22 protein-coding genes are annotated in these 25,343 nt (G+C 70.7%); 10 read left to right on the forward strand and 12 right to left on the reverse strand.

What is annotated here, in order from left to right; translation table 11 throughout:
* Positions 1–8 precede the first annotated feature (8 nt).
* Both ACSHT8_RS17870 and ACSHT8_RS17875 read left to right on the forward strand, forming a co-directional pair.
* On the forward strand, positions 9–1,097 hold the full coding sequence (locus tag ACSHT8_RS17870; protein ID WP_436491960.1) for an acyl-CoA dehydrogenase family protein: 1,089 nt from the start codon (positions 9–11) through the stop codon (positions 1,095–1,097).
* On the forward strand, positions 1,094–1,924 hold the full coding sequence (locus tag ACSHT8_RS17875) for an acyl-CoA dehydrogenase family protein (protein ID WP_436491961.1): 831 nt from the start codon (positions 1,094–1,096) through the stop codon (positions 1,922–1,924). The genes ACSHT8_RS17870 and ACSHT8_RS17875 overlap by 4 nt, the downstream gene beginning before the upstream one ends.
* Here ACSHT8_RS17875 and ACSHT8_RS17880 read toward each other — a convergent pair.
* On the reverse strand, positions 1,902–3,314 hold the full coding sequence (locus tag ACSHT8_RS17880; protein WP_436491962.1) for a serine/threonine-protein kinase: 1,413 nt from the start codon (positions 3,312–3,314) through the stop codon (positions 1,902–1,904). The two genes, ACSHT8_RS17875 and ACSHT8_RS17880, sit on opposite strands and share 23 nt — an antisense overlap.
* Positions 3,315–3,493: 179 nt before the next feature.
* On the opposite strand from ACSHT8_RS17880, the gene ACSHT8_RS17885 reads away from it, so the two are divergent.
* A complete protein-coding gene (locus ACSHT8_RS17885; protein ID WP_436491963.1) occupies positions 3,494–4,519 on the forward strand; it encodes an acyl-CoA dehydrogenase family protein in 1,026 nt (341 codons plus the stop codon).
* On the opposite strand, the gene hsaB is transcribed toward ACSHT8_RS17885, so the two are convergent.
* The 6 genes from hsaB to ACSHT8_RS17915 all read right to left on the reverse strand — a co-directional run bounded on the left by hsaB (position 4,488) and on the right by ACSHT8_RS17915 (position 9,430).
* The gene (hsaB, locus tag ACSHT8_RS17890; RefSeq protein WP_436491964.1) at positions 4,488–5,036 is read right to left on the reverse strand and encodes a 3-hydroxy-9,10-secoandrosta-1,3,5(10)-triene-9,17-dione monooxygenase reductase subunit; all 549 of its coding nucleotides are present in this window, start codon (positions 5,034–5,036) and stop codon (positions 4,488–4,490) included. The genes ACSHT8_RS17885 and hsaB overlap by 32 nt on opposite strands.
* On the reverse strand, positions 5,033–5,932 hold the full coding sequence (gene hsaC, locus ACSHT8_RS17895; protein WP_436491965.1) for an iron-dependent extradiol dioxygenase HsaC: 900 nt from the start codon (positions 5,930–5,932) through the stop codon (positions 5,033–5,035). Before hsaC ends, hsaB begins: the two co-directional genes overlap by 4 nt.
* Positions 5,932–6,762 (reverse strand): 4,5:9,10-diseco-3-hydroxy-5,9,17-trioxoandrosta-1(10),2-diene-4-oate hydrolase, encoded by an 831-nt coding sequence (hsaD, locus tag ACSHT8_RS17900; protein WP_436491966.1) that lies wholly within the window; start codon positions 6,760–6,762, stop codon positions 5,932–5,934. Before hsaD ends, hsaC begins: the two co-directional genes overlap by 1 nt.
* Before the next feature lie 2 nt (positions 6,763–6,764).
* Positions 6,765–7,928, reverse strand: a complete 1,164-nt coding sequence (gene hsaA / locus ACSHT8_RS17905; protein WP_436491967.1) for a 3-hydroxy-9,10-secoandrosta-1,3,5(10)-triene-9,17-dione monooxygenase oxygenase subunit — start codon at positions 7,926–7,928, stop codon at positions 6,765–6,767.
* 429 nt (positions 7,929–8,357) lie between these two features.
* Complete coding sequence (locus ACSHT8_RS17910; RefSeq protein ID WP_436491968.1) at positions 8,358–8,564, reverse strand: DUF397 domain-containing protein; 207 nt, start codon at positions 8,562–8,564, stop codon at positions 8,358–8,360.
* Entirely contained in the window at positions 8,561–9,430 is an 870-nt protein-coding gene (locus ACSHT8_RS17915) for a helix-turn-helix domain-containing protein (RefSeq protein WP_436491969.1), read from the reverse strand. Before ACSHT8_RS17915 ends, ACSHT8_RS17910 begins: the two co-directional genes overlap by 4 nt.
* A 294-nt stretch (positions 9,431–9,724) precedes the next feature.
* Here ACSHT8_RS17915 and ACSHT8_RS17920 point away from each other — a divergent pair, with 294 nt between their 5' ends.
* Positions 9,725–9,889 carry a hypothetical protein gene (locus ACSHT8_RS17920; protein WP_436491970.1) on the forward strand — a complete coding sequence of 55 codons (165 nt, stop codon included), beginning with the start codon at positions 9,725–9,727 and terminating at the stop codon, positions 9,887–9,889.
* Here the strand turns inward: ACSHT8_RS17920 and dmpG are convergent.
* The 4 genes from dmpG to ACSHT8_RS17940 are packed head-to-tail and all read right to left on the reverse strand — an operon-like array spanning position 9,886 to position 14,123.
* Positions 9,886–10,893, reverse strand: coding sequence for a 4-hydroxy-2-oxovalerate aldolase (gene dmpG / locus ACSHT8_RS17925; protein WP_436491971.1), 1,008 nt, complete (start codon positions 10,891–10,893; stop codon positions 9,886–9,888). The two genes, ACSHT8_RS17920 and dmpG, sit on opposite strands and share 4 nt — an antisense overlap.
* Positions 10,890–11,765, reverse strand: a complete 876-nt coding sequence (locus tag ACSHT8_RS17930; protein ID WP_436491972.1) for an acetaldehyde dehydrogenase (acetylating) — start codon at positions 11,763–11,765, stop codon at positions 10,890–10,892. Before ACSHT8_RS17930 ends, dmpG begins: the two co-directional genes overlap by 4 nt.
* A complete protein-coding gene (locus ACSHT8_RS17935) occupies positions 11,762–12,547 on the reverse strand; it encodes a 2-keto-4-pentenoate hydratase (protein WP_436491973.1) in 786 nt (261 codons plus the stop codon). The genes ACSHT8_RS17930 and ACSHT8_RS17935 overlap by 4 nt, the downstream gene beginning before the upstream one ends.
* On the reverse strand, positions 12,534–14,123 hold the full coding sequence (locus ACSHT8_RS17940) for an FAD-binding protein (RefSeq protein ID WP_436491974.1): 1,590 nt from the start codon (positions 14,121–14,123) through the stop codon (positions 12,534–12,536). The genes ACSHT8_RS17935 and ACSHT8_RS17940 overlap by 14 nt, the downstream gene beginning before the upstream one ends.
* Positions 14,124–14,201: 78 nt before the next feature.
* Between ACSHT8_RS17940 and kstD the strand changes: the two genes are divergently transcribed.
* The 6 genes from kstD (at position 14,202) to ACSHT8_RS17970 (ending at position 23,366) form a co-directional block, all read left to right on the forward strand.
* Positions 14,202–15,851, forward strand: coding sequence for a 3-oxosteroid 1-dehydrogenase (kstD, locus tag ACSHT8_RS17945; RefSeq protein ID WP_436491975.1), 1,650 nt, complete (start codon positions 14,202–14,204; stop codon positions 15,849–15,851).
* On the forward strand, positions 15,844–16,968 hold the full coding sequence (locus tag ACSHT8_RS17950) for a Rieske 2Fe-2S domain-containing protein (protein WP_436491976.1): 1,125 nt from the start codon (positions 15,844–15,846) through the stop codon (positions 16,966–16,968). Before kstD ends, ACSHT8_RS17950 begins: the two co-directional genes overlap by 8 nt.
* 2 nt (positions 16,969–16,970) lie before the next feature.
* Complete coding sequence (locus ACSHT8_RS17955; protein WP_436491977.1) at positions 16,971–17,231, forward strand: hypothetical protein; 261 nt, start codon at positions 16,971–16,973, stop codon at positions 17,229–17,231.
* A complete protein-coding gene (locus ACSHT8_RS17960; protein WP_436491979.1) occupies positions 17,224–18,231 on the forward strand; it encodes a 2Fe-2S iron-sulfur cluster-binding protein in 1,008 nt (335 codons plus the stop codon). The genes ACSHT8_RS17955 and ACSHT8_RS17960 overlap by 8 nt, the downstream gene beginning before the upstream one ends.
* A 10-nt stretch (positions 18,232–18,241) precedes the next feature.
* Positions 18,242–19,102, forward strand: a complete 861-nt coding sequence (locus ACSHT8_RS17965) for a MaoC/PaaZ C-terminal domain-containing protein (RefSeq protein WP_436491981.1) — start codon at positions 18,242–18,244, stop codon at positions 19,100–19,102.
* Between the two features lie 172 nt (positions 19,103–19,274).
* The gene (locus ACSHT8_RS17970; protein WP_436491982.1) at positions 19,275–23,366 is read left to right on the forward strand and encodes a LamG-like jellyroll fold domain-containing protein; all 4,092 of its coding nucleotides are present in this window, start codon (positions 19,275–19,277) and stop codon (positions 23,364–23,366) included.
* Here ACSHT8_RS17970 and ACSHT8_RS17975 read toward each other — a convergent pair.
* Positions 23,363–25,336, reverse strand: coding sequence for an acyl-CoA dehydrogenase family protein (locus ACSHT8_RS17975; RefSeq protein WP_436491983.1), 1,974 nt, complete (start codon positions 25,334–25,336; stop codon positions 23,363–23,365). The two genes, ACSHT8_RS17970 and ACSHT8_RS17975, sit on opposite strands and share 4 nt — an antisense overlap.
* Positions 25,337–25,343 lie beyond the last annotated feature (7 nt).

Consider the following 25,343-nt stretch of genomic DNA (forward strand, 5'->3'; position numbering starts at 1 on the left):
AGCTCGGCATGAACCTCGACACTGACCCGGCCTTCCGGCTGGAAGTGCGGTCCTGGCTGGCGGACAACGCGCCGACGCTCCCCTCGATGGACACGGCAGCGGGTTTCGCGGCCCATCGCGAGTGGGAGCAGACCCTGGCGGACGCCCGGCTCGCCGTCGTGTCCTGGCCCGCCGAGTACACCGGCCGCGACGCGTCCCTGGTCGACTGGCTGGTGTTCGAGGAGGAGTACCACGCCGCGGGCGCGCCCGGCCGGGTCAGCCAGAACGGCATCTTCCTGCTGGCCCCGACCCTGTTCGCGCACGGCACCCAGGAGCAGCGCGACCGCCTGCTGCCGAGGATGGCGCGCGCGGAGGACGTCTGGGCGCAGGCGTGGTCGGAGCCGGAGTCGGGCAGCGATCTCGCGTCCCTGCGCGGCCGCGCGGTCAAGGTCGACGGCGGTTGGCTGCTGTCCGGCCAGAAAACGTGGAGTTCGCGCGCGGCCTTCGCGGACAAGGCGTTCGGCCTGTTCCGCTCCGACCCGGAGTCGGCCAAGCACAAGGGTTTGACGTACTTCCTGTTCGACCTGCGGGCCTCGGGCGTGACCGTCCGCCCGATCAACCAGCTCGACGGCGAACCGGGCTTCGCCGAGATCTTCCTCGACGACGTGTTCGTCCCCGACGACGACGTTCTCGGCCCGGTCGGCGAGGGCTGGCGGGTGGCCATGAGCACCGCGTCGAACGAACGCGGCCTGTCGCTGCGCAGCCCCGGCCGCTTCCTCGCCACGGCGTCGCGGCTGGTCGGGCGATGGGCGGCGACCGGCGACCCGCGCGTCGCCGACGCCTGGATCGCCGCGCGCGCCTACCAGCTGCACACCTTCGGCACCGTCACGCGGCTGGAGTCCGGGGGCGCCCTCGGCGCGGAGTCGAGCGCGGCGAAGGTGTTCTGGTCGGAGCTGGACGTGGCGATGCACGAGACCGCGCTGGACCTGCTCGGCCCCACCGAGGACCAGACCTGGCTCGACGGCTACCTGTTCGCCCTCGCCGGTCCCATCTACGCGGGGACCAACGAGATCCAGCGCAACGTCATCGCCGAACGCCTGTTGGGACTCCCCCGATGAGGTTCGCCCTCTCCCCCGAGCAGCACGCGTTCGCCGCCTCCCTGGACGCCCTGCTGGCCGACACCACCCCCGCCCGCGCCTGGGCGTCCGGCGACCACGGCCCCGGCCTCGCGCTGTGGCGCAAGCTCGGCACAGTCGGTGTGTTCGGCCTGCTGGTGCCGGAGCAGGCAGGCGGCCTCGACGCCACCGCCGTCGACATGGTCGTCGCGATGGACCGCTTCGGCTACCACGCCACCCCCGGTCCGCTCCTGGAGTCGGTGGCCGTCGCGCCGTGGCTGCTCGGTCAGGAGTTGCTGCCGTCGCTGGCCGCGGGCGACCTCATCGCCACCGTGACGCTCCCGCCGCACGTGCCCGCCGCGGTGGACGCGGATGTCGCCGACGTGGTGCTCCCCGGCGAGCCCGCGTTCGACTGGGGCGCGCTTGCGTGCGCGGCCCAACTCGTCGGCCTGGCGCACGCCATGCTCGACCGCACGGTCGCCTACGCGAAGGTCCGCACCCAGTTCGGGCAGCCCATCGGCCGGTTTCAGGCGGTGAAACACAAGCTGGCCGACGTGTTCGTGGCGGTCGAATTTGCCCGGCCACTGGTGTTCGGGGCAGCGGTCACGTTCACGCGGGAAGACATCTCCGCGGCGAAGGTCGCCGCGGGCGAGGCCGCGAACCTGGCCGCGCGGACAGCGCTGCAGGTCCACGGCGCCGTCGGCTACACCCAGGAGTGCGACCTCAGTCTGTGGCTGGCGAGGACGCGCACACTGCGCGCGCTGTGGGGGACAGCGTCCTTCCACCGCACGCGAATCCTCGAAGCGCTTACTTCGCCTCGGAGTCGATGAAGTAGGTGCCGCCCACCAGGATCACCTTGACGAACCGCCTGCTCGCGCTCTCCCCGGCGGCCGTCTTGGTGGTCACGTCGATGCCGACCGTCACCGAGCCGTCCGGGTTCTCGCCTTCGACAAGCGCCTTGCCGTACTTGATGTACTTCACCGACTCCCGGTACGCCGCGAACGCGGCGCGGTCGGCGAACGCGGCCTTGCCGTTGGGGCCGAGCATGTCCCACGCCTTGGCGGCGTCGACGTCGTAGAAGTCGACGACGTGCCTGCCCGCGGCCCCGTAGTCGGTGATCTTGGCCGCCTGCGGGACCGGCGCCGACGACTTGGTCGTGGGGGCCGACGAGGTCTGCGTGGCCTGGCCGGAGGCGCCCTTGCCCGAGTTGAGCACCACGAACGTGACAGCGCCGCCGAGTACCAGGACGGCGGCGAGAACCACGCCGACCAGCGGAACCCGGCGCTTCGGCGGGGCAGGACGATCGAGCTCGACCCGCTGGACGGGCACGGTGGTCTCGGCGGGCGGGGCCTGGATGGGCCGCGGACCGGTGCGCAGGCCGACAGCCTGGCGCGCGGGCGGGCGTGGCTGGTCCGTCATGCGGGGTAAGCCCGCGCGCAGGTCCACGGTGTTGTCGGCGATCGGCAGGGGCGCGGTCGGGGCGGCCAGGGTGGTGGCGGCCTCGGCCATCGTGGGCCGGTGGGTCGGGTCGGCGCGCAGCAGCGACATCAGCGCGGGCGTCAGCGAACCGCCGTTGCGGGGCGGGTCGACGTGGCCCTTGGCCACCGCGTGCAGCAGGGCCAGCGGGTTGGGGTTCAAGCCGAACGGCGGCGAGCCCTCGACCGCGTGGTAGAGCGTGGCGCCCAGGGAGAACACGTCGGCGGCGTGGCCGGGGTCCTGGCCGCGGGCGATCTCGGGGGCCAGGTAGGCGGGGGTGCCCGCGAGCATGCCGGTCTCGGTGATCGTGGCGTCGCCGAGCGCGCGGGAGATGCCGAAGTCGGTGATCTTCACCGTGCCCTCGTCGGACAGCAGGATGTTGCCCGGCTTGACGTCGCGGTGCACGATCCCGGCCGCGTGCGCCGCGGCGAGCGCGGCGGCGACCTGCGAGCCGATCGCGGCGACCTGGTCCGGCGGCAGCGTGCCGCGCTCGGCCAGCACCTGCGACAGGCTCTTCGACGCCAGGAACTCCATGATCAGGCACGGGTCGTCGTCGTGTTCGACGACGTCGAGCATCGCGATGGCGTTGCGGTGCTGCAGCCGCGCGGCGATGCGCGCCTCCCGCATCGCGCGCCTGCGCGCCTCGTCGGTCTGCTCCGGGCTCAGGCCCGGGCGCGGGTGCAGGTGCTTGACCGCGATGACCCGCCCCAGACGTTCGTCCTTGGCCCGCCAGACGACACCCATGGCACCGCTGCCGATGGACTCCAGCAGCCGGTACCGATCCGCGACAAGCTGACCCTCTTCGATGACCCGGCACTCCTCGAACGTGGCGTTCCCGTGGACACACGACCCTAGCGAATCGGCATCCGCGAACCGCAGCGGTCCGCCTAGTCAACCAAGCGATTGTTTGGTGTAATCGGCGGGTGACCGATGAACGGACCGCGCTGCGCGACAGTGTCCGATCGATGCTGTCGCGACTTTCCGACAGCGCCGCAGTCCGCGCCGCGATGGGTTCCGATCGCGGACACGACGAAGACTTGTGGCGCAAGCTGTGCGACGACATCGGTGTGGCCGCGCTCGGCGTGCCGGAGGAGTTCGGCGGGCTCGGCGCGGGTGTGCCGGAAACCGCCGTGGTGCTGGGCGAACTCGGGCGGACGCTGACCCCGTCGCCGCTGCTCGGCACGGCCGTCGCCGCGCACGCCGTGCTCGCTACCGGGGACACCGAGGCCGCCGCCCGGCTGCTGCCCGGGATCGCGGCCGGTCGGGTGGCGACACTGGCATGGACCGGACCCGACGGCGCATGGGATTTCGAGCAGCCCGCGTGCGCGGCGGAACTGCGCAGAGTCACCGGAACTGCACACTACGTACTCGATGGTGACATCGCCGACACCGTGCTCGTGGCGGCCCGAACCGGGGATGGGACCGGCCTGTTCGAGGTGACCCCGGCCACCGCGGCCGCGACCCCGACACTCGACCTGACGCGCAGGCTCGCGACGCTCGCCTTCGACGGCCAGGGCACCCGGATCGGCGGCGACGCGACCGCCGCGCTGCGCCACGCCAAGGACGTCGCACACGTGCTTCTCGCGGCCGAACAGGCGGGCGCGGCGGCGCGGTGCCTGGAGCTGACCGTCGCCTACAGCAAGCAGCGGATCCAGTTCGGCAGGCCGATCGGCTCGTTTCAGGCCCTGAAACACCGCATGGCGGATCTGTATGTGCTGGTCGAGACCGCGTCCGCCATCGCGGAGGCCGCCGCGGAGTCGCTCGACCTCGCCTGCGCGGCGCGGGCGCACTGCTCGGAGGCGTTCCAGACGGTCGCCGCCGAGATGATCCAGCTGCACGGCGGCATCGCGATCACCTGGGAGCACGACGCGCACCTGTACTTCAAGCGCGCCCACGGCTCGGCGAGGCTGTTCGGGCCTACATCCAGTCGTCGTCTCGCGACCAGGTGATCAGCGTTTCCAGCACGCCGGGGGTCGTCTCCGGCGCCTCGGTCGCGGAGTAGCGGCCGCGGTAGAACAGCAGCGGCCGGTCGTCGCGGGGTTCGCTCAGCGTCGTGACACGGCCGACGACGACGTAGTGGTCGCCCGCGTCGTGCACGGCCTCGATCGCGCAGTCGACCCACACCAGCACACCGTCGAGCGCAGGCGACCCCGACGGCGCCTCATGCCACGCCACGCCCGCGAACTTGTCGACGCCCGCGGTGCCGAACACCGTGCTCAGGTCGCGCTGACCGTGGGCGAGCACGTTGACGCAGAAGTGGCCCGACCGTTCGATCGCGGGCCACGCGCGGGACCGCTTGCCGGGGCAGAACAACACCAGCGGCGGGTCCAGCGACAGCGCGGCGAACGACTGGCAGGCGAACCCGACCGGCTCCCCCGCGTCGACCGCCGTCACGACCGTCACGCCCGTGCAGAAGTGGCCGAGCGCGGTGCGGAAGGCGCGGGAGTCGACCATGGCCGCGGTCATCGCTGACCGACGCCGAAGTCGTGGCCCCACAGACTGACCGCCGTGCTCTCCCGCGCGATCCAGTCGGCGTCGTCGACCTGCCTGCCCTCGCAACCGAACTCGACGTCGAAGCCGCCGGGTGTCTTCATGTAGAACGACAGCATCAGGTCGTTGACGTGCCTGCCGAGCGTGGCCGACATCGGCACCTTGCGGCGCAGCGCGCGGTCGAGGCACAGGCCGACGTCGTCGGAGTTCTCCACCTCGACCATCAGGTGCACGATGCCGCTGGGCGTGGGCATGGGCAGGAACGCGAGGCTGTGGTGGCGCGGGTTGCAGCCGAAGAACCGCAGCCACGCGGGCGGCCCGTCGGCGGGCCTGCCCACGAGCTGCGGCGGCAGGCGCATCGAGTCGCGCAGCCGAAAGCCGAGCACGTCCCGGTAGAACACCAGCGCCGCGCCATCGTCCTTTGTAGACAGGACGACGTGGCCGAGGCCCTGTTCTCCGGTGACGAACCGGTGGCCGTAGGGGCTGACCACGCGCCGGTGCTCCAACGCGGCGCCGTGGAAGACCTCCAGCGTGTTGCCGGACGGGTCCTCGAAGCGGATCAGCTCGGCGACCCTGCGGTCGGCGATGTCCTCGGCGGTGCCCTCCTTGAACGCGACACCCGCGTCGGACAGGTTCGTCCGGACCTCGTCGAGCTCGGCCGCGTTCGCCGCCTCCCAGCCGGAACACGCGAGCCGGTCGGCGTCGCCGGGCACGATCACGAGGCGGGCCGGGAAGTCGTCCATCCGCAGGTAGAGCGCATCCGGGTGGATGCCTTTACCCTCGACCATCCCGAGGACCTTGAGGCCGTATTCACGCCACGCGGCCATGTCGGTGGCCTCGATCCGCAGGTAGGCCAGGGACCGGATGCCCATCAGCTGCCCCCGTCGGTCAGGAAGTCGAGCACGAGCCGGTTGAACTCGGCGAACTTCTCCAGCTGCGCCCAGTGCCCGCAGCGGCCGAAAACGTGCAGTTGGGCGCGTGGGATGAGTTTGAGGGCGACCAGAGCGCCGTCGAGTGGGTTGACGCGGTCCTCCCTGCCCCAGATGAGAAGCACGCGCTGCCGCAGCCGGTGGGCCTCGCGCCAGAGCATCCCTTCCTCGAAGGTGTCCGGCCGCATGAACGACGCGCCCATGGACGCCATCGCCTTGAGCGCTGCCGGGTCAGCTGCGGCGGCGAACCGCTCCTCGACGAGTTCGTCGGTGACCAGGGAACGGTCGAACACGAGCGTGCGCAGGAAATCGGCCAGATTCTCCTTCGTCGGCGCGGCACCGAACCGGGCGAGCCGCTGGACGCCCTCGGTCGGGTCGGGCGCGAAGACGTTGAGCCCCAACCCGCCGGGCGCCATCAGCACGAGCCTGCCCGCGCGGTCGGGGTGGCGCAGCGCGAACCGGACAGCGGTGCCGCCGCCGAGCGAGTTTCCTACGAGGTCGGCTTTCTCGATGCCGAGTTCGTCCATTATGGACAGCAAGGCGTCGGCACTGAAGGTGAAGTACTGGCCCTGGACCTCAGGTTTGTCGGACTTGCCATACCCGGGCTGGTCGATGACGATCGTGCGGAACCGCTCGGCGAAGATCGGGACGTTGCGGCCGAAGTTGCTCCAGCCGGACGCGCCGGGACCGCCGCCGTGCAGCAGCACCAGCGGCTTGCCCTCGCCCGCTTCCTGGTAGTGGACCTTGAACGAGCCGGTGTCGACGTACGGCATGGTCACACCCACGCGTCCCGCACCGGCAGGCCGAGTTCGGACTGCCCGAACATGGCCAGCGCCTTCTCCGGGTCGTTGATCGCGTGCACCCGGCCCGCGTGCGCGTCGCGCCAGAACCGCTGGATCGGCGTCCCCGCCTTCAGCGCGCGCCCACCGGCGCTCTCGAACAGCCGGTCCACCGCCGCGATGGCCGCCCCGGTCGCGTTGACCTGGTCGCGCCGCACCCGCATCCGCAGCGTCATCGGGATCTTCTCGCCCGCGGTCACATGGGCGAGTTCCTCTTCGATGTCCCGCTCGACCTGCATGATCGCGCCATCGATCCGACTGGCCGCGTCGGCGATCCTGAGCTGGGTGAACGAGTCGTCAGCGGCTTTGCCCCCGGTCGAGGCGCGCACACGTTCGCGCGTGTAGCCGAGATACGCCTCGTAGGCGCCCATGGCCATGCCGATGACCGGCACCGAGATCGAGCACGAGAACACCGACGCGAACGGCAGCCGGTAGACGGGCGCGGTGTTGACCTCCTGGCCGGGGCAGACGCACTTGCCGGTCGCCATGAAGCTGAGCGTGCGGCGCTCGGGCACGAAGACGTCGTCGACGATGATGTCGTTGCTGCCCGTCCCGCGCAGACCGATCGTGTCCCAGACGTCCTCGATGACGTAGTCGGCGCGCGGGAGCAGGAACGTGCGGAAGTCCACGGGCGCGCCGTCGTCACCGAGGATCAGGCCGCCGAGGAACACCCAGTCGGCGTGGTCGCAGCCCGACGAGAAGCTCCAGCGCCCACTGAACCGGAACCCACCATCCGTGGGTGTCGCGCGGCCCATCGGGGCATAGGAGGACGACACCAGCGTGTCGGTGTCCTCACCCCACACCTCTTGCTGCGCCTTGTCGTCGAACAGGGCGAGCTGCCAGGGGTGGACGCCGAGCACGGACGCGACCCAGCCGGTCGACCCGCACGCGCTGGCGACCATGCGCACCGCCTTGTAGAACACGTTCGGCGATGCTTCTTGTCCTCCGTAGCGGGCGGGCTGGAGCAGCTTGAAGAAGCCGGCCTCCCGCAGCGCCTTGATCGACTCGACCGGAATCCGGCGGGCGTCCTCGGTCTCCTGCGCCCGCTCACGCAGGCCGGGCAGAAGGTCCTCGACCGCGGCAAGGACGTCGTCACTCATCGACCGCACCCCAAACTGGAACGTGTTCCCGCTGACAGAGTCAGACTAGAACACGTTCTCGTTTCTGTCGACGGATCGACCCGCGATCAAACCGGCGAACCGCCACCCCGGGTGCGGTCCCAGCGGCCATCCTTCACGCAGGACAGCAGTTGCGACCAAGCACCCGGGGCGCCGATCCGCAGTCGACATCCGCCTTTCGAACGGATCCGTACGGCCCCTCCGCCACCAGAGGAAACCTCCACGCAGGAGCCGCTCGTGCAGAAACTGCTCTTGCGGTAGATGTCAGCCACGGTCGCCTCCTAGCCCCGACAACACACCCAGGAGAGGGCCAGGACCCAATTCGGCGCACCGATGGCGATTCGACCCTCAACACAAGGTTAGCGGTCGATAACTCACTATGGCGATCGTCCAACCGAGCTAGCGCGGAGTTCAGATACCAGTCTCCGGGTAGTCGAACTCGCCCGCTTTCACACCGAGCGTGAATGCGACCCACTCGTCCGAGGTAAATACATGCGGCGGCAGCGACGGTTCCTTGGAGTCACGTAGTGCGACTTGCCCATCGGACAGTACCGCCACCTGGACGCAGCTTCCGCTGGCACAGTAGGAACTCTGACGGTACCCAGTATCAACCTTCAACGCTGCTCCCGGAACTCACCCATGATCTTTTTGATCATGGCGACAGATTCGGACTCCGACAGGCACTTGCTTGCCAGAGTGTCGAAAATTCTGGTGTATCTCGCCACGTCAGAGTCCTGCTCGAGCCAGCGATCGCCGCCGCTGAGTTCCAGATTGACCGCATTGCGGTCATAATCGGATTCGAACGTGAACACCACGAACGTGCACTGAATCCCCAGGTCCGCGCCCGCCGAGAACGGATAGATCCGCAGCGATCGGTCGCGCTCGGAATTGACCTCGGTCAAGCGTTCCAGCTGGGCGGCCATCACCTCGGGTGAGCCGATCACCCTACGCAGGACCGCCTCCTCGAGAATCACGTCGATCCGCGGCTGCTCCTCACGGACCGACATCTGCGCCTTGCGCTCCTCCCGCAGCTGAACACGCCCTTCGATCGCATCGTGGCCATCCCGGGGAAAGAGGTCACGGAACATCGCTTCGGCGTACTGCGGGGTCTGGAACAGGCTGTAGACATACGAGCCGCCGAAAACCCGCATGCGGGTCGATTCGGACTCCAGGGAGATGTAGGCGCCGAGATTGGTCGACATGACGTCGGCGAGGTCCTGCCACCAGGCTTGCCGCTTGCCATCGCCCGCCCAGCGCAGCAGCCGCTCCACGGCCTTCTGGTCGTCCACGCCGTAGAGGTTCAACAGGTCGCGGACATCGCGCGTCTTGGGGATGCCCTGGCCCGTCTCCAGCCTGCTGATCTTCGACGTGCTGCACTCCAGGCGCTCGGCGGCGTCTTCCAGGTGCAGTCCGGCGCTTTCCCGGAGTCGGCGAAGTTCCGCGCCGAGTCGGCGGCGCGGGATCAACGGGCCTTGCGCGGGCACTTCACCTCCCTGGGGGCATAGATCGCGCTGATACGCCAACCGGGTGGTGCAGCGCAATCGGCGTCATGCAATTGCATCAGGCGCTTGCTTCCTGGGCGGTCATCGCGCAATCTAGGGATTGACGTTGCGTCCGTCAAGTCCAAACGCCGGGTCTCGGGGGCCCGACGACTGAGAGGAGACCGCAATGGTGCAAAAGACGCTGCTCAGAGCATTTTCGGGGCCGATCGCGCCGATAACGATTTCACCTGTCCGGGTGCACACACCCAGTCTCAGCCTTTGGAATGGAGGTAGGCCATGTACGTGTCCATGAAGCTGGCGTCGTTCATGCGACTGATCGCCGGAACGGCCGCGGCGACCGCGTTGACCACGGCCCTGCTGATCACCGGCGCGCCGCCGACCGGCCAGAACCACGACCCGACGCCGACGGTCAGCGTCCCGATCGACCACCGGCTCGACTAGAGACCATCCTCGCGTCGCAGCTCCAAGGCGATGTCGATGAGCTGGTCCTCTTGCCCGCCAACAAGTTTGCGTTCCCCCGCGCGCACCAGGATCCGCGCGCCGGGGACGCCGTAGCGTTCGGCTTGGCGGTAGGCGTGGCGCAGGAAGCTGGAGTAGACGCCCGCGTAGCCCATGATCAGCGCCAGCCGGTCGAGCGTGCACTCCTGCGGCATCACCGGCCGCACCACGTCCTCTGCGGCGTCGACGATGGCGAAGAAGTCGACGCCGGTCTCGATGCCGAGCTTGTCGCACACCCCGACGAACGCCTCGACCGGTGTGTTCCCCGCGCCCGCCCCGAACCGGCGCGTGCTGCCGTCGATCTGCACCGCCCCGGCCCGCACCGCGGCGATCGAGTTGGCGACCCCGAGACCCAGGTTCTCGTGTCCGTGGAACCCGACCTGCGCGTCGCCACCGAGCTCAGCGACCAGCGCGGCCACGCGGTCGCCCACCTGTTCCAGGACCAGCGCGCCCGCCGAGTCGACCACGTAGACGCACTGGCAGCCCGCGTCCGCCATGATCCTCGCCTGCCGCGCCAGCACCTCCGGCGGCTGGGAGTGGGCCATCATCAGGAACCCCACGGTCTCCAGGCCGCGCTCGCGGGCCAACCCGAAGTGCTGAACGGAGATGTCAGCCTCGGTGCAATGCGTCGCGATCCGGCAGATCGACGCACCGTTGTCCTGCGCGGCCCGGATGTCGTCCTTGACGCCGACGCCGGGGAGCATGAGGAAGGCGATCTTGGCCCGCTCGGCTGTGGCGACCGCGATCTGGATCAGTTCCTGCTCGGGCGTGGTGGAGAACCCGTAGTTGAACGATGAGCCGCCGAGCCCGTCCCCGTGGGCGACCTCGATGACCGGCACCCCGGCCCCGTCGATGGCCGCGACCATCGCCCGCACCTCATCGCCGGTGAACCGATGCCGCTTGTGGTGCGACCCATCCCGCAACGACGTGTCCGTAACCCGGATCATGCTCCACCCCGCGATGCCAGCAGTTCGCCGACGCGGGTTGCGGCGGCGGTCATGATGTCGAGGTTGCCCGCGTACTCCGGCAGGAAGTCGCCCGCGCCCTTCACCTCGATGAACACCGTCACCCGCGCGGGGCCGCCGTCGTCGTCGGGGTCGAATTGGGGGTCGGACAGCAGGCGGTAGCCGGGGACGTAGCCCGCGACCTCCGCGACCATCTCCTGCACCGACGACGCGATCTTGTCGGTGTCCGCGTCCGGGGGGATCGCGCAGAAGATGGTGTCGCGCATGACCATCGGCGGGTCGGCGGGGTTGAGGACGATGATCGCCTTTCCTCGCTCCGCGCCGCCGACGGATTCGATGCCGCGGCTGGTCGTGCGGGTGAACTCGTCGATGTTCGCCCGAGTGCCGGGGCCGGCGGAGGCAGACGACACGGTCGCGACGATCTCCGCGTAAGCCACCGGCACTACCCGCGACACCGCGTGGACGATCGGGATGGTGGCCTGGCCGCCGCAGGTGATGAGGTTGAGGTTGGTGGCGTCGTGCGTGCCGAGGTTGACCGGAGGAACGACATACGGGCCGATCGCGGCAGGCGTCAGGTCGATCGCGGTGATCCCGGCCTCGGCGTAGCGCGGCGCATGGGCGCGGTGGACCGACGCCGAGGTCGCCTCGAACACCAGGTCCGGCAGCACGTCCTGGGCGAGCAGCCAGTCGACGCCCTCGGCGGACGCCTCGACGCCAAGAGCGCGTGCGCGGGCCAAGCCTTCGCTGGCCGGGTCGACGCCGACCATCCAGAGCGGCTCGATCAGCGGGGACCGTTGCAGCTTGTAGAGCAAGTCCGTCCCGATGTTCCCCGAGCCGACGATCGCCGCCTTCATCGCGTACCTCCGAAAGTCAACGACACCTGGCCGAGCCCGCTGAACTCGCCCACGAAAACATCACCCGGCCGCGCGTCGACAGCGCGAGTGCAAGCCCCGGGAAGCACGACATGACCCGCCCGCAGTCGCACGCCGAACGCGGCGACCTTGCGGGCCAGCCACGCCACGGCGCGGGTCGGGTCGCCGAGGACCGCGTCCGACCGGCCCGCGGCCACCTGTTCCCCGTTGCGGGTCAACACCGCGTCGATACCTTTCAAGTCCACATCGGACGGTGCGACCCGCGCGTCCCCCAGCACGTAGCCAGCGGCGGAGGCGTTGTCGGCGATGGTGTCGGCGATGCTGATGCGCCAGTCCACGATCCGGCTGTCGACCAGCTCGATCGACGGCGCCACCGCCTCGGTGCGCGCCAGCACGTCGGCTTCCGTGCAGCCCTCCCCCGGCAGGTCGTCGCCGAGCAGGTACGCGACCTCGATCTCGACGCGGGGATAGCAGTACCGCAGCGCGTCGACGGGTTCGCTCTGGGACAGGCGCATGTCGGCGAGCAGGTGCCCGTAGTCGGGCTCGTCCACCCCCATCATCTGCTGCATCGCGGCCGACGACAGGCCCACTTTGTGGCCGACGATCTCCGCCTCCCGCCTGCGAATGTTGATCAGCTGGATCTCGTAGGCGTCGGCGGCGCCGAGGCCGGGGCTGGTCTCGATGAGCGGCGGGATCGGCGCCCGGTCGCGTTCGGCGGACCGCAGCCGGTCCGCGATCAGCGTGCGTTCATCAACCGTGAGCACTGTCGGACTCCTTGGCGGCGAGGGAGCGCCCGGCCCGGCGGCCGGAGAACACGCAGTCGGCCAGCGCCAATCCGCTGACATACGAGGAAGAGCAGAGGCCGACCGCTGATCGGCCCGCCGCGTAGAGGCCGTCGACGACCCCGTCCGCGCTTCGGACCTGGCCGGTGCGTTCGTCGACCAAGAGCCCACCGAGGGTGAGCATCGGGCACGGGTAGCCGACCGACGGCTTGATCGACACGTCGATGAGGGAGAACGGTCCTTCGAGCAGGCGGACCAGCTCATCGGGTTTGCCGAGCGGGTCGACGGTGGCGGCGTTGTAGGCGTCGAGAGTCTTGGCCAGGCCCGCCGCGTCGATGCCGACCTTGCCCGCGACCTCCTCGACGGTCCGGCCGCTGACGCGCGCGACCCGCAGCAGATAGCGCACCTGGAGGTATTGGAACCACAGCGATTGTGACCTGGCCTGCCGCCGCGCCTCGCGGACGCCGCGGTCGTCGATCAGCAGCCAGCCGCGGCCGCCGTGGTGGGTGATCAGCTCGTGGCCGATGGCCGCGCCGTAGCGGGACTCGTCGCACACCCGAGACCCGTCCTCGGCCACGAGAACGCCTTCGAGCAGCGCGGACGGCGGCGTGATGAACCGCCACGCCGACACCTTGTCCATCGCGCCGACCACCCCGCCGACCGACTGGCCGAGCCGGATGCCGGAACCGTCGTCGCCCGCGGTCCCCAACGGCAGGCCGCCGCGATACGCGGGGGCGTGCTCGCGCAGCATCTCGCGGTTCGTCACGAAGCCGCCCGCCGCGATGACCACACCGCGCCGCGCCATGATCGTCAGCGGCTTGGCGTGCCGACGCTCCAGTCGAGTCGCGCGCCTGGTCAGCGCCTTGCGGAGCGCGGGGACGTAGAGGCCGGGCTTCGCCGCGTACTTGCTGAGCAGCCGGTGCCGCAGCCGGACCCACCGGGACGCGGCGGCCAGGGTCCGGCACTCGACGCCGGTGACGCGGCCGCCCTCGGTGACCAGGCCGACCACCTCGGTCTGCCCTCGAACCCGCGCCCCGGCCCGCACCGCGGCGGCGGCGAGACGGGCGTGCAGCAGCTTGCCGGACGTGCCCGGCCCCTTGGCGCGGTGGCCGCGCGGCGCGGGGGTGGCCTTGTCGCGGAACGAGCGTTCGCTGCCGGAGTAATAGAGGTAGTGCTTGTTGGTCGGATAGGACGTCTTCGTCGGACACAAGCTGCCCTCGAACGGCACGCCCTGGTCCGTCAGCCACTCGATCATGCCGACCGAGTCGTCCACGAACGCCCGGAGCGTCTCAGGCGTGACCGCGTCGCCGACCTCCAGCCGCAGATAGTCGGCCATCGCCTCCGGCGTGTCGACCACCCCGGCCGCCCGCTGCACCGTCGTGCCGCCGCCCGCGTAGACGACGCCGCCGCTCGCCGCGGTGGCCCCGCCGCCGCCGTAGCGGTCCAGGACGAGCACGTCGGCGCCGTTCGAGGCCGCCTCGATGGCCGCGCAGGCCCCGGCCGCGCCGAACCCCACGACCACGATATCGACCGACTCCTGCAACTCGTTCCCTCCCATGAATCCGCAGATCCCGTAGCGGTGAGCCGAGCAGAACTATAACCTGTTCTAGTATTGTCGGGAACCGAACGACCGGAGGTGGCCGTGCCCGAGTACGACGTGGTGGTGGTCGGCAGCGGCGCCGCGGGGATGACCGCGGCGCTGGCCGCCGCGCACCGCGGCCTGCGAACGGTGCTGATCGAGAAGGCGGCGACGTTCGGCGGCTCGACCGCGCGCTCGGGTGGCGGGGTGTGGATCCCGAACAACAGCGCCCTGCTCGCCGCGGGCGTGCCGGACAGCCCGGACAAGGCCGCCGCCTACCTCGCGCACATCGTCGGCGACGTCGTCCCGGCCGACCGCAGGCAGGCGTTCCTCGACAACGGCCCCGCCGTGCTCGACTTCGTGCTGGCCAGCACCCCGCTCGACCTGGCATGGGTGCCCGATTACGCCGACTATTACCCGGAGGCGCCGGGCGGGCTGCCCGGCGGGCGGTCGGTCGAGCCGAAGCCGCTGAACGCGCGACTCCTTGGCGCGGAACGGAAGAACCTGACGCCGCCGTACCTGAAGGCGCCCACCGGCATGGCGATCACCCAGGCCGACTACCGCTGGATGAACCTGATGGCCCGGCACCCACGTGGATTGCTGCGCGCGGCGCGGGTCGCGGGCAGGCGGATGCTGGCGCTGGCGCGCGGCCGGGAGATGCTGACGATGGGACAGGCGCTGTCCGCCGGATTGCGCGTCGGGTTGGCCGACGCGGGCGTCGAGGTGCGGTTGTCCACACCCATGCTCGACTTGTCCACAGCGGACGGTCGAGTCGTTGGCGTCGTCACGGAAAACGGGATACTGGAAGCGCGGCTGGGAGTGGTGGTGACCAGCGGTGGATTCGAGCGCAGCGAGCGGATGCGAAAGGAGTACCAACGGGAACCAATCACAGCCGACTGGACTGTCGGCGCTCCGGAGAACACCGGGGACGGGATCGAGGCGGGGCTTCGGCTCGGCGCCGCGGTGGACCTGATGGACGACGCTTGGTGGGGCCCGTCCATCGTGCTGCCGCGGGGACCGTACTTCTGCCTCGCCGAGCGCACCCTGCCCGGGTGCGTGATGGTCAACCAGGCCGGTGAGCGGTTCGTCAACGAGGCTTCGCCGTACGTCGACGCGGTGCACGCGATGTACGACGGGCACACCGACGACAAGCCGCACATCCCGGCGTGGCTGATCCTCGACCAGCGCTACCGCAACCGGTACGTCTTCGCCGGACTCGGCCCGCGCCAGCCCCTGCCCGGGCGCTGGTACAAGTCTGGCGCGGTGTTCCGGGCGGGCACGCTTGGCGCGCTGGCGACGGCGATCGACGTCCCGGCCGCCGCGCTGGAGTCCACTGTGGAGCGGTTCAACGGGTTCGCGCGGTCCGGGGTCGACGAGGACTTCCGGCGTGGCGAGAGCGCGTACGACCGCTACTACGGCGACCCGCGCAGCAAGCCCAACCCGTGCCTCGGCGAGATCGGCAAGCCGCCGTTCTACGCGGTGCGGATCGTCCCTGGCGACCTGGGGACGAAGGGCGGCCTGCGCACCGACACCCACGCCCGCGTGTTGCGCGGCGACGGCACGCCGATCCCCGGTCTGTACGCGGCGGGCAACGCGAGCGCCGCGGTCATGGGCCACACCTACGCCGGACCCGGCGCCACACTCGGACCGGCCATGGTCTTCGGTTACCTGGCCGCGCAGGACCTGGCTGGAGGACAGCATGACTGACCCGGACGTCCGCACGCTCGACGTGGGCCGCCCGCCCGCGCGGTTCGCCCGCGGCTGGCACTGCCTCGGCCTGGCCGAGTCGTTCCGCGACGGGAAGCCGCACGCGGTGGAGGCGTTCGGCACCAAGCTCGTGGTGTTCGCGACCGCGGACGGCACGCTCAACGTGCTCGACGGCTACTGCCGCCACATGGGCGGCGACCTCACCCAGGGCACGGTCAAGGGCGACAACATCGCCTGCCCGTTCCACGACTGGCGCTGGGCGGGCAACGGCAAGTGCGCGGCGATCCCCTACGCCAAGCGCATCCCGCTGCGCGCCCGCACCCGCTCCTGGCTGACGCTGGAGCAGAACGGGCAGCTGTTCGTGTGGAACGACCCGGAGGGCAACCCGCCGCCGGAGGACGTGGTGATCCCCAGGGTAGACGGCGCGTTCTCCGACGAGTGGAGCGCGTGGACGTGGGACAGCGTGCGCATCGACGGGTCCAACTGCCGCGAGATCATCGACAACCTCGTCGACATGGCCCACTTCTTCTACATCCACTTCGCGTTCCCGACGTTGTTCAAGAACATCTTCGAGGGCCACATCGCCACCCAGTACCTGAACTCGCGCGGGCGGCCGGACGTGTACTCGAAGTCGAGCTACGCCTCGGAGGACCTGGCGCTGCGTTCGGAGGCGTCGTACTACGGGCCGTCGTACATGATCAATTACCTGTGGAACGACTACAAGGGCACGGTCATCGAGACCGTGCTGATCAACTGCCACTACCCGGTGAGCGAGAACGCGTTCGTGCTCCAGTGGGGCGTGATCGTCAAGCGGCTGCCGGGGCTCTCCAAGGAGGACGCCGACAAGATCGCGGGCAAGTTCGCGCGCAGCTTCGGCGTCGGCTTCCGGCAGGACGTGGAGATCTGGAAGAACAAGATCCGCGTCGACAACCCGCTGCTGTGCGAGGAGGACGGCCCGGTCTACCAGCTGCGCCGCTGGTACGAGCAGTTCTACGTCGACGCCGCCGACGTCACCGACGACATGACGAGGCGGTTCGAGTTCGAGGTCGACACCAGCCGGGCCAACGAGGTCTGGGAGAAAGAGGTCGCCGAGAACCTCGCCGCGCGCGAGGGGTAGCCATGTCGGAGCGGCAGGAGTTCCTCGGCGGCGGCATGGTGCCGCTGGAGTGCGCGCGGTGCGCGACGAAGGTGCTGGTGAAGAAGACCAGCGCCCGGCACACCAGCGTGCAGTGGACCTCCGCGCCCGCCGACACGTGTCCCGAATTCGCCGCCGCGGTGGCCGACGGGACGCTGAGCGCGCTGGTCGACACGTGTTGGACGCTGCGGGAGTCGATCGAGCAGGCGGTGCGCGACGGGAGGCTGGAGGTGCCCGGTGACTGAGCCGCGGGTGCTGCGGGTGGCCGAGGTCATCGAGGAGACCGCCGACGCCCACACGATCGTCTTCGACGCCGACCTCGACTACGCCCCCGGGCAGTTCCTGACGCTGCGCGTCCCCAGCGACCAGTGCGGCTCGGTCGCGCGGTGCTACTCGATGTCGAGTTCCCCGCACGAGAGCGGCAAACCCCGCGTCACGGTCAAGCGGACCGCGGACGGGTACGCGTCGAACTGGGTGTGCGACAACCTGCGCGCGGGTTCGACGGTCGAGGTGCTGCCGCCGTCGGGGATCTTCACACCGAAGTCGCTCGACGCCGACCTGCTGCTGTTCGCGGGCGGCAGCGGCATCACGCCGGTCCGGTCCATCCTGCGGTCGGCGCTGGCCGCCGGGTCGGGCCGGATCGTGCTGTTCTACGCCAACCGCGGCGAGACGTCGGTGATCTTCGCCGACGACCTGCGCGTGCTGGCCGCCGCGCACCCGGGCAGGCTGACCGTCGTCCACTGGCTGGAGAGCGTGCAGGGCCTGCCGACAGTCGCGCAGCTGACCGAGTTCGCCCGGTCCTTCGCCGAGTTCGACGCGTTCACCTGCGGCCCGGCGCCGTTCATGAAGGCGGTGACCGAGGCGCTCAAGTCGCTGGGCTTCCCGCGCGACCGGCGCCACCTGGAGCGGTTCGCGTCGCTGGGCGCCAACCCGTTCGAGCTGGTGGCCCCGGCCGCCGACCCGGACGCGGGCACCGCGGTGGTGGAGCTGGAGCTCGACGGCACGCGGCACCGGCTCGATTGGCCGGTCAACACCAAGCTGTTGGACCTACTGTTGGACAAGGGCCTGGCCGCGCCGTACTCCTGCCGCGAGGGCGCGTGCAGCGCGTGCGCCTACCGGCTGGTGTCCGGCGAGGTGAAGCTGCTGAACAACGAGGTGCTGGACAAAGACGATCTCGACGAGGGCATCCGGCTGGCCTGCCAGTCGCTGCCGGTCAGCGAGAAAGTGGAGATCAGCTACGAGTGAGGGTGGCCGCATGCCCATCGACCCGTCCGTCGCGATCGGCGCCGAACTGCCGGGGACGACGTTCACCTGGACGTCCAGCGACGTCCTGCTCTACCACCTCGCCCTGGGCGCGGGCGCCGAGCCGACCGACCCGCGCGAGCTGCGCTACACCCTGGAGAACGACCTGCGCACGCTGCCGACCTTCGGGGTCGTCGCGCCGAGCCTGCGGGTGTTCGAGCCGCCCGCGGTCCGCTTCCCCGGCATCCACGTCGACCTCGCCAAGGTCCTGCACGGCAGCCAGGGCATCACCCTGCACGCCCCGATCCCGGTCGAGGGCAAGGCCCGCGTCGACGCGCGGATCACCGAGGTGTGGGACAAGGGCACGGCCGCGGTGATCGTCCAGGAGGCCACCGCGACCGGCGCGGACGGCACCCCGATGTGGACGACCCGGTCGAGCATCTTCGCCCGCGGCGAGGGCGGCTTCGGCGGGTCACGCGGCCCGTCGACCACGGCGTACGAACCCACCCGCGGACCGGACCTGGTGATCGACACCCCGGTCCTGCCGCAGCAGGCGCTGCTCTATCGCCTCTGCGGCGACCGCAACCCGCTGCACGCCGACCCGGCGTTCGCCGCCGCGGCGGGCTTCCCCGCGCCGATCCTGCACGGCCTGTGCACCTACGGCATGGTCTGCAAGGCGCTGACCGACGCCGCCCTCGACGCCGACCCGACCCGCGTCCGCTCGTTCGAGGCCCGCTTCGCGGGCGTCGTCTACCCCGGCGAGACCCTGCGCACCCACGCCTGGCTCGACGGCGACACCCTGCACGCCACCACCAGCGTCCCGACCCGCGCCGACGCGCCCGCGCTGACCGGGATCACGCTGACCTTCGACTGAGCGGCACAATTCCACCGCCAGTCACCGCGCGACCACCCGATTGAGCGACTTATTAGGCCGAAAGTCCCTATTTCCCGCCGCCCAGTCATACATTCCGTAACAACTCGCCACCCCTTCGCGAGTCACTACACGCGATCCGCTCGTGGACGCTCCAAGCGAAGGGGCTGCGGTCATGCGGCGAACCAGACGCGCCCTCGCGGCGGTTTCCTCCACCCTCATCCTGTGCGGCCTTGTCACGGTGACCGTGGCCGCCCCGGCCGCGGCGCTGCCCGTCGGGTTCAGCGAACAGGTCGTGGTCAGCGGGCTGGTCCAGCCCATGGCCGTCGAGTTCAGCCCGGACGGGCGCGTGTTCGTCGCGGAGAAGTCCGGGCTGGTGAAGGTGTTCGACGGGCTCGCCGACACCACCCCGACCATCTACGCCGACCTGCGCGCCAAGGTGCACAACTTCGCCGACCGCGGCCTGATGAGCCTCGCGCTCGCCCCGACCTTCCCGACCGACCCGTCGGTCTACGTCCTCTACGCCCACGACGCCGCGATCGGCGGCACCGCGCCCCGCTGGGGTCCGGGCGACGGCACGAACGACAACTGCCCCAACCCGCCCGGGGCGACCGGCGACGGCTGTGTCATCTCCGGCCGTCTGTCCAAACTGAACACCAACGGCGCCGAGCAGGTGCTGATCGAGGACTGGTGCCAGCAGTACCCCAGCCACTCCGTCGGCGACCTGGTCTTCGGCCCCGACGGCTACCTCTACGCCAGCGGCGGCGACGGCGCCAGCTACGTCTTCGCCGACTACGGCCAGGACGGCAACCCGCTCAACCCCTGCGGCGACCCGCCGGGCGGGGTCGGCGGCACCCAGACCGTGCCCAGCGCCGAGGGCGGCGCGCTGCGGTCGCAGGACGTGCAGACGATGGCCGACCCGCTCAGCCTCGACGGCACGGTCATCCGGATCGACCCGGTCACCGGCCAGGGCGCGCCAGGCAACCCGATGGCGGGCAGCGCCGACGCGAACGCGCGCCGGGTCATCGCCAGCGGCCTGCGCAACCCGTTCCGGTTCACCATGCGGCCTGGCACCAGCGAGCTGTGGCTCGGCGACGTCGGCTGGGGCACGTGGGAGGAGATCAACCGGATCCCCAACCCGATCGACGCCACCGTCGACAACTTCGGCTGGCCGTGCAAGGAGGGCAACCTGCCCAACGACGGCTACAACATCGGTCTGACGATGTGCAACCGGATCGTCAACAACACCGTGCCCACGGTGAACCCGCACTACACCTACCAGCACGGGCAGTCCGTGGTCTCGGGCGACGGCTGCTCGACCAACACCGGGTCGTCGATCTCCGGTGCCGCCTTCTACCCGGGCGGTGTCTACCCGGACAACTACGACGGCGCGTACTTCTTCGCCGACTACAGCCGCCGCTGCGTGTGGACGATGTTCGCGGGCGCGGGCGGGGTGCCGAACCCGGCCACCCGCGCGGTGTTCCAGACCAACATCTTCCCCGTCGACCTGACCATCGGCCCCAACGGCGACCTCTACTACGTCGACATCGCGATGGGCCAGGTCAAGCGGTTCCGGTTCAACGCGAGCGACCAGCCCCCGGTCGCCGCGATCACCGCGAACCCGAAGCAGGGACCGCTGCCGCTGAACGTCTCGTTCAGCGCCACCGGGTCCGTCGACCCCGAGGGCGGCGCGCTCAGCTACGCGTGGGACCTCGACAACGACGGCGCGTTCGACGACGCCACCGGCGCCACCACCAGCCGCACCTTCACCACGGCGGGCAGCTACGACGTCGGCGTGCGGGTGAGCGACGCGGGCGGGCAGTTCGACATCGCCCGCACGGTCGTCGTCGCCGGGTCGACCCCGCCGACAGCGACCATGGCGACCCCCGCCGCAGGCTTCACCTGGGCGGTGGGCGACCAGATCGCGTTCAGCGGCTCGGCGACCGACGCCGAGGACGGCCCGCTGCCCGCGTCCGCGCTGAGCTGGCAGGTGATCCTCAACCACTGCGTCACCATCGACGCCTGCCACGAGCACCCGCAGGTCGCGTTCAACGGCGTCGCGTCCGGCACGTTCGACGCGCCCGACCACGACTATCCCGCGTACCTGGAGATCCGGTTGACCGCCCGGGACAGCACCGGGGTCTCGACGGTGGTCAGCAGGCGGCTCGACCCCAAGGTCAGCACCGTCACCATCGACACCGTGCCGTCCGGCCTGACCGCCGCGGTCGGCAGCAAGACCGGCACGACGCCGTTCACCCACCAGGCGATCGTCGGCTCGCGGCAGAGCCTGTCGACGGCCGACCCGCAGACCCTGGGCGCCACCACCTACGGCTTCCAGAACTGGTCTGACGGCGGCGCGCGGGCGCATGACGTCATCGTCCCGGCGGGCGCGACCACCTACCGCGCGACGTTCGCCCCGATCGGCGGCGGTGACCCGACGCTGGTGGCCGCGTACAGCTTCGACGAGGGCACCGGCACGACCCTGATCGACCGGTCCGGCAACGGCCACACCGGCACGCTGTCCGGCGCGACGTGGACCGCGGCGGGCAAGTACAGCGGCGCGCTGTCGTTCGACGGCGTCAACGACATGGTCACGGTCAACGACTCCGCGCGCCTCGACCTGACCAACGCGATGACGCTGCAGGCGTGGGTCCGCCCGACGGTCAGCACGTCGTGGCGCACCGCGATCCTGAAGGAACGGCCGTCCGGTCTGTCCTACGCGCTGTACTCGGCGGGCTTCAACCAGCCCTCCGGCTACATCTCCAGCGGCCCGGACTTCGCCGTGACCGGCCCGACCGCGCTGCCCGCGAACACGTGGTCGCACCTGGCCATGACCTACGACGGCACCACGATGCGGCTCTACGTCAACGGAACCCAGGTGGCCACCGCCCCGCAGACCGCGGCGGCGCTGACGTCGAACTCGCCGCTGCGGCTGGGCGGCAACTCGATCTGGGGCGAGTGGTTCTCCGGCCAGTTGGACAACATCCGCGTCCACAGCCGTGCCCTGTCCGCCGCCGAGATCGCCGCCGACCGCGACACCGCGATCTCGGGTGACACGACCGCGCCCTCCGCGCCGACCGGCCTCACCGCGACCGGGTCGCTCGGCACGGCGAACCTGTCGTGGACGGCGTCGACCGACAACGTCGCCGTGACCGGCTACGACATCCACCGCTCGACCACGACGGGCTTCACCCCGTCGGCGGCGAACAAGGTCGCGACCAGCACGACCACGACCCACACCGACCTGGGCCTGACCGCGGGCACCTACTACTACCGCGTGATCGCCCGCGACGGCGCGGGCAACTCCTCGGCGGCGTCCAACCAGGCCTCGGCCGTGGTCACCGCCGACACCACGCCGCCGTCGGTGTCGATCAGCACGCCGGTCCAGGGCAGTCAGCTGTCCGGGATCGTGCAGGTGATGGCGTCGGCCGCCGACAGCGGCGGCGTCGCGGGCGTCCAGATCCGGCTCGACGGGCAGCCGCTCGGCGGCGAGGACACCACGGCGCCCTACGGCACCACGTGGGACTCCCGGATCACCGCCAACGGCTCCCACACCCTGACCGCCGTCGCGCGCGACACCGCGGGCAACACGGCGACCTCGGCGCCGATCACCGTCACGGTGACCAACACCGAACCGCCGCCGGGCGCCCCCGTGGCGTCGTACAACTTCAACGAGGGCGGCGGAACCTCGCTGACCGACCGCACCGGCAAGGGCCACACCGGCACCATCTCGGGCGCGACCTGGTCGGCGGCCGGGAAGACCGGCGGCGCGCTGTCGTTCGACGGCGTCAACGACCTGGTCACCATCGCCGACGCCAACGACCTCGACCTCACCAACGCGATGACGCTGGAGGGCTGGGTCCGGCCGAGCGCTTCGGCGGACTGGCGCACGGTGATGCTGAAGGAACGGCCGAGCGGCCTGTCCTACGCGCTGTACTCGGACAACGGCGCGGGCCGCCCGTCGGCCTACGTCCGGCTCCTCACCGCCGACGACTCGGCCACCGGCCCCTCCGCGCTCCCGCAGAACGCGTGGAGCCATGTGGCGATGACCTTCGACGGCGCCACCATCCGCCTCTACGTCAACGGAACCCAGGTCGCCACGGCCGCCGCGGGCGGCTCGGTCGCCGCGTCGACCGGCGCGCTCCGCCTCGGCGGCAACACGATCTGGGGCGAGTACTTCGGTGGCCTGATGGACGACATCCGCGTCTACAACCGCGTGCTCACGGCCGCGGAGATCGGGACGGACATGAACAACCCCGTCGGCTAGTCGCGGGGCAGGCCGAGGACGCGTTCACCGGCCATGGTCAACAGGATCTGCTCGGTGCCTCCCGCGATGGACAGGCACCGGGACAACAGGAACTCGTGAAGCACGGAGCGGGTGTCGTGGTCGACCGCGGCGCCCGCGCCGAGCAGTTCCACCGCCGTCTCCGCGACGGCCTGCCGGTGCCACACCCCGATCAGCTTGCGCACCCCGGCCGACGAGTCCGCTGACCCGTCGAGCGCCCGCAGCGTCGCCCGCAAGTCCACAAGAGACACTGCCGTGCCGTCGGCCACGTGGCCGCCGATCCGGTCCAGCGCCACCGCGTCGACCTCACCCAGCGCCGCGACCAGCGTCTCCACCGACTCGCCGACCGCCGAACTCGACCCCATGGCGACCCGCTCGTCGGCCAGGGTCGCACGGGCCAGCGACCAGCCGCCGTCGACATCGCCGACCACGCAGTCGTCCGGGACGAAGACGTCGTCGAGGAACACCTCGTTGAACATCGACTCGCCGGTGATCTCCCGCAGTGGCCGCAATGTGATCCCGGGGCTGGTCATGTCGACCAGGAAGTAGGTGATCCCCTTGTGTTTCGCGACGTCTGGGTTGGTCCGGGCGAGGCAGATCCCCCAGTCGGCTTCCCTGGCGCGCGAAGTCCACACCTTCTGGCCGGTGAGCCGCCAGCCGCCGTCGACGCGGACCGCGCGGGTCCGCAGTGAGGCCAGGTCCGATCCGGCCTCCGGCTCGCTGAACAGCTGGCACCACGCCAGGTCCCCGGCCAGCGTCGGCCCGACGAACCTGGCCCGCTGCGCGTCGGTGCCGTGGCGCAGGATCGTCGGCACCGCCCACGCGCCGATCACCAGGTCGGGCCGCCGCACCCCGGCCCGGTCCAGCTCGGCGTCGATAAGCAACTGCGTGCGCGGCGGCGCGGCCAAGCCGTAGGGCGCGGGCCAGTGCGGCATCAGATAGCCGGACTCCACGAGTGCCGCCCGCTGGTCCGGCGCGGCGGCGATCGCCTCGGCGCGGTCGCGGATCGCGGCGTCGACACCGACGTCGATCCCCAGCTCGCGTCGTTCGCCCGCCAGCACCAGCTGGGCCGCCCGGCGCCGCCACCGGCCGGATCCGCCCGCGAGGTCCCGCAGCGACAGCGCGCGCCGCAGCGCCAGGTGGGCGTCGTGCTCCCAGGTGAAGCCGATCCCGCCGAGCACCTGCACACAGTCCTTCGCGTTGTCCACAGCCGCGTCGAGCGCGAGGGCGCCCGCGACCGCGGCGGACAGCGGCCCGTCGGCGCGCGCTGCGTCCCAGGCGACCGCGGCGGCGCGTTCTGCGCGGCACAGCATCCGCGCGCACAGGTGTTTCACCGCCTGGAACGCGCCGATGGGTTTGCCGAACTGGGTTCGGGTCTTGGCGTGCTCGACCGCGGTGTCCAGGCACCATCTGGCGATCCCGGCGGCCTCCGCGGCGGCCAGGGCGACCAGGAGGTCGGCGGTGCGCTCCGGGACCGCCACCGGCTCAGCCAGGCGGACCAGCGGCCGCGTCAGGTCCACCGCGTCGACCGGCTCCGGCCGCAGTTCGGCGGCGGACACCACGCGCGATCCCAGCACGAGCCGCGGCAGGTCGGCCGACAGTGGCAGCGCGACCCCGATGGGGACACTGCCGTCGATAAGGCCGGGAAGCAGCTCCTTGGCCTCCGGCGTGCCCGCCTCGGCCAGCAGGATCCCGGCCAGCGCGGTGCTCAGCAGCGGGCCGGGGAACAGGTCGTAGGCGGCCTGTTCGAGCACGCAGGCCAGGTCGACCAGCGTGCCGCCCGCGCCGCCGAAGTCGTCCGGCACAGCCACGCCGAGCACGCCGAGACCGATCAGATCGGGCGCCAGGGTTGTAACGTGTTCACGGACGAGTCGGCGGGGTTCCACCCGCGCGGCCACCGCGTGAACGGCGTCCTGAATCGCGCGCTGCTCTCCGGTGACCGCGATCGGCACTGCGAAC

This window comes from Actinokineospora sp. HUAS TT18, from assembly GCF_051364635.1.
GTDB lineage: Bacteria > Actinomycetota > Actinomycetes > Mycobacteriales > Pseudonocardiaceae > Actinokineospora.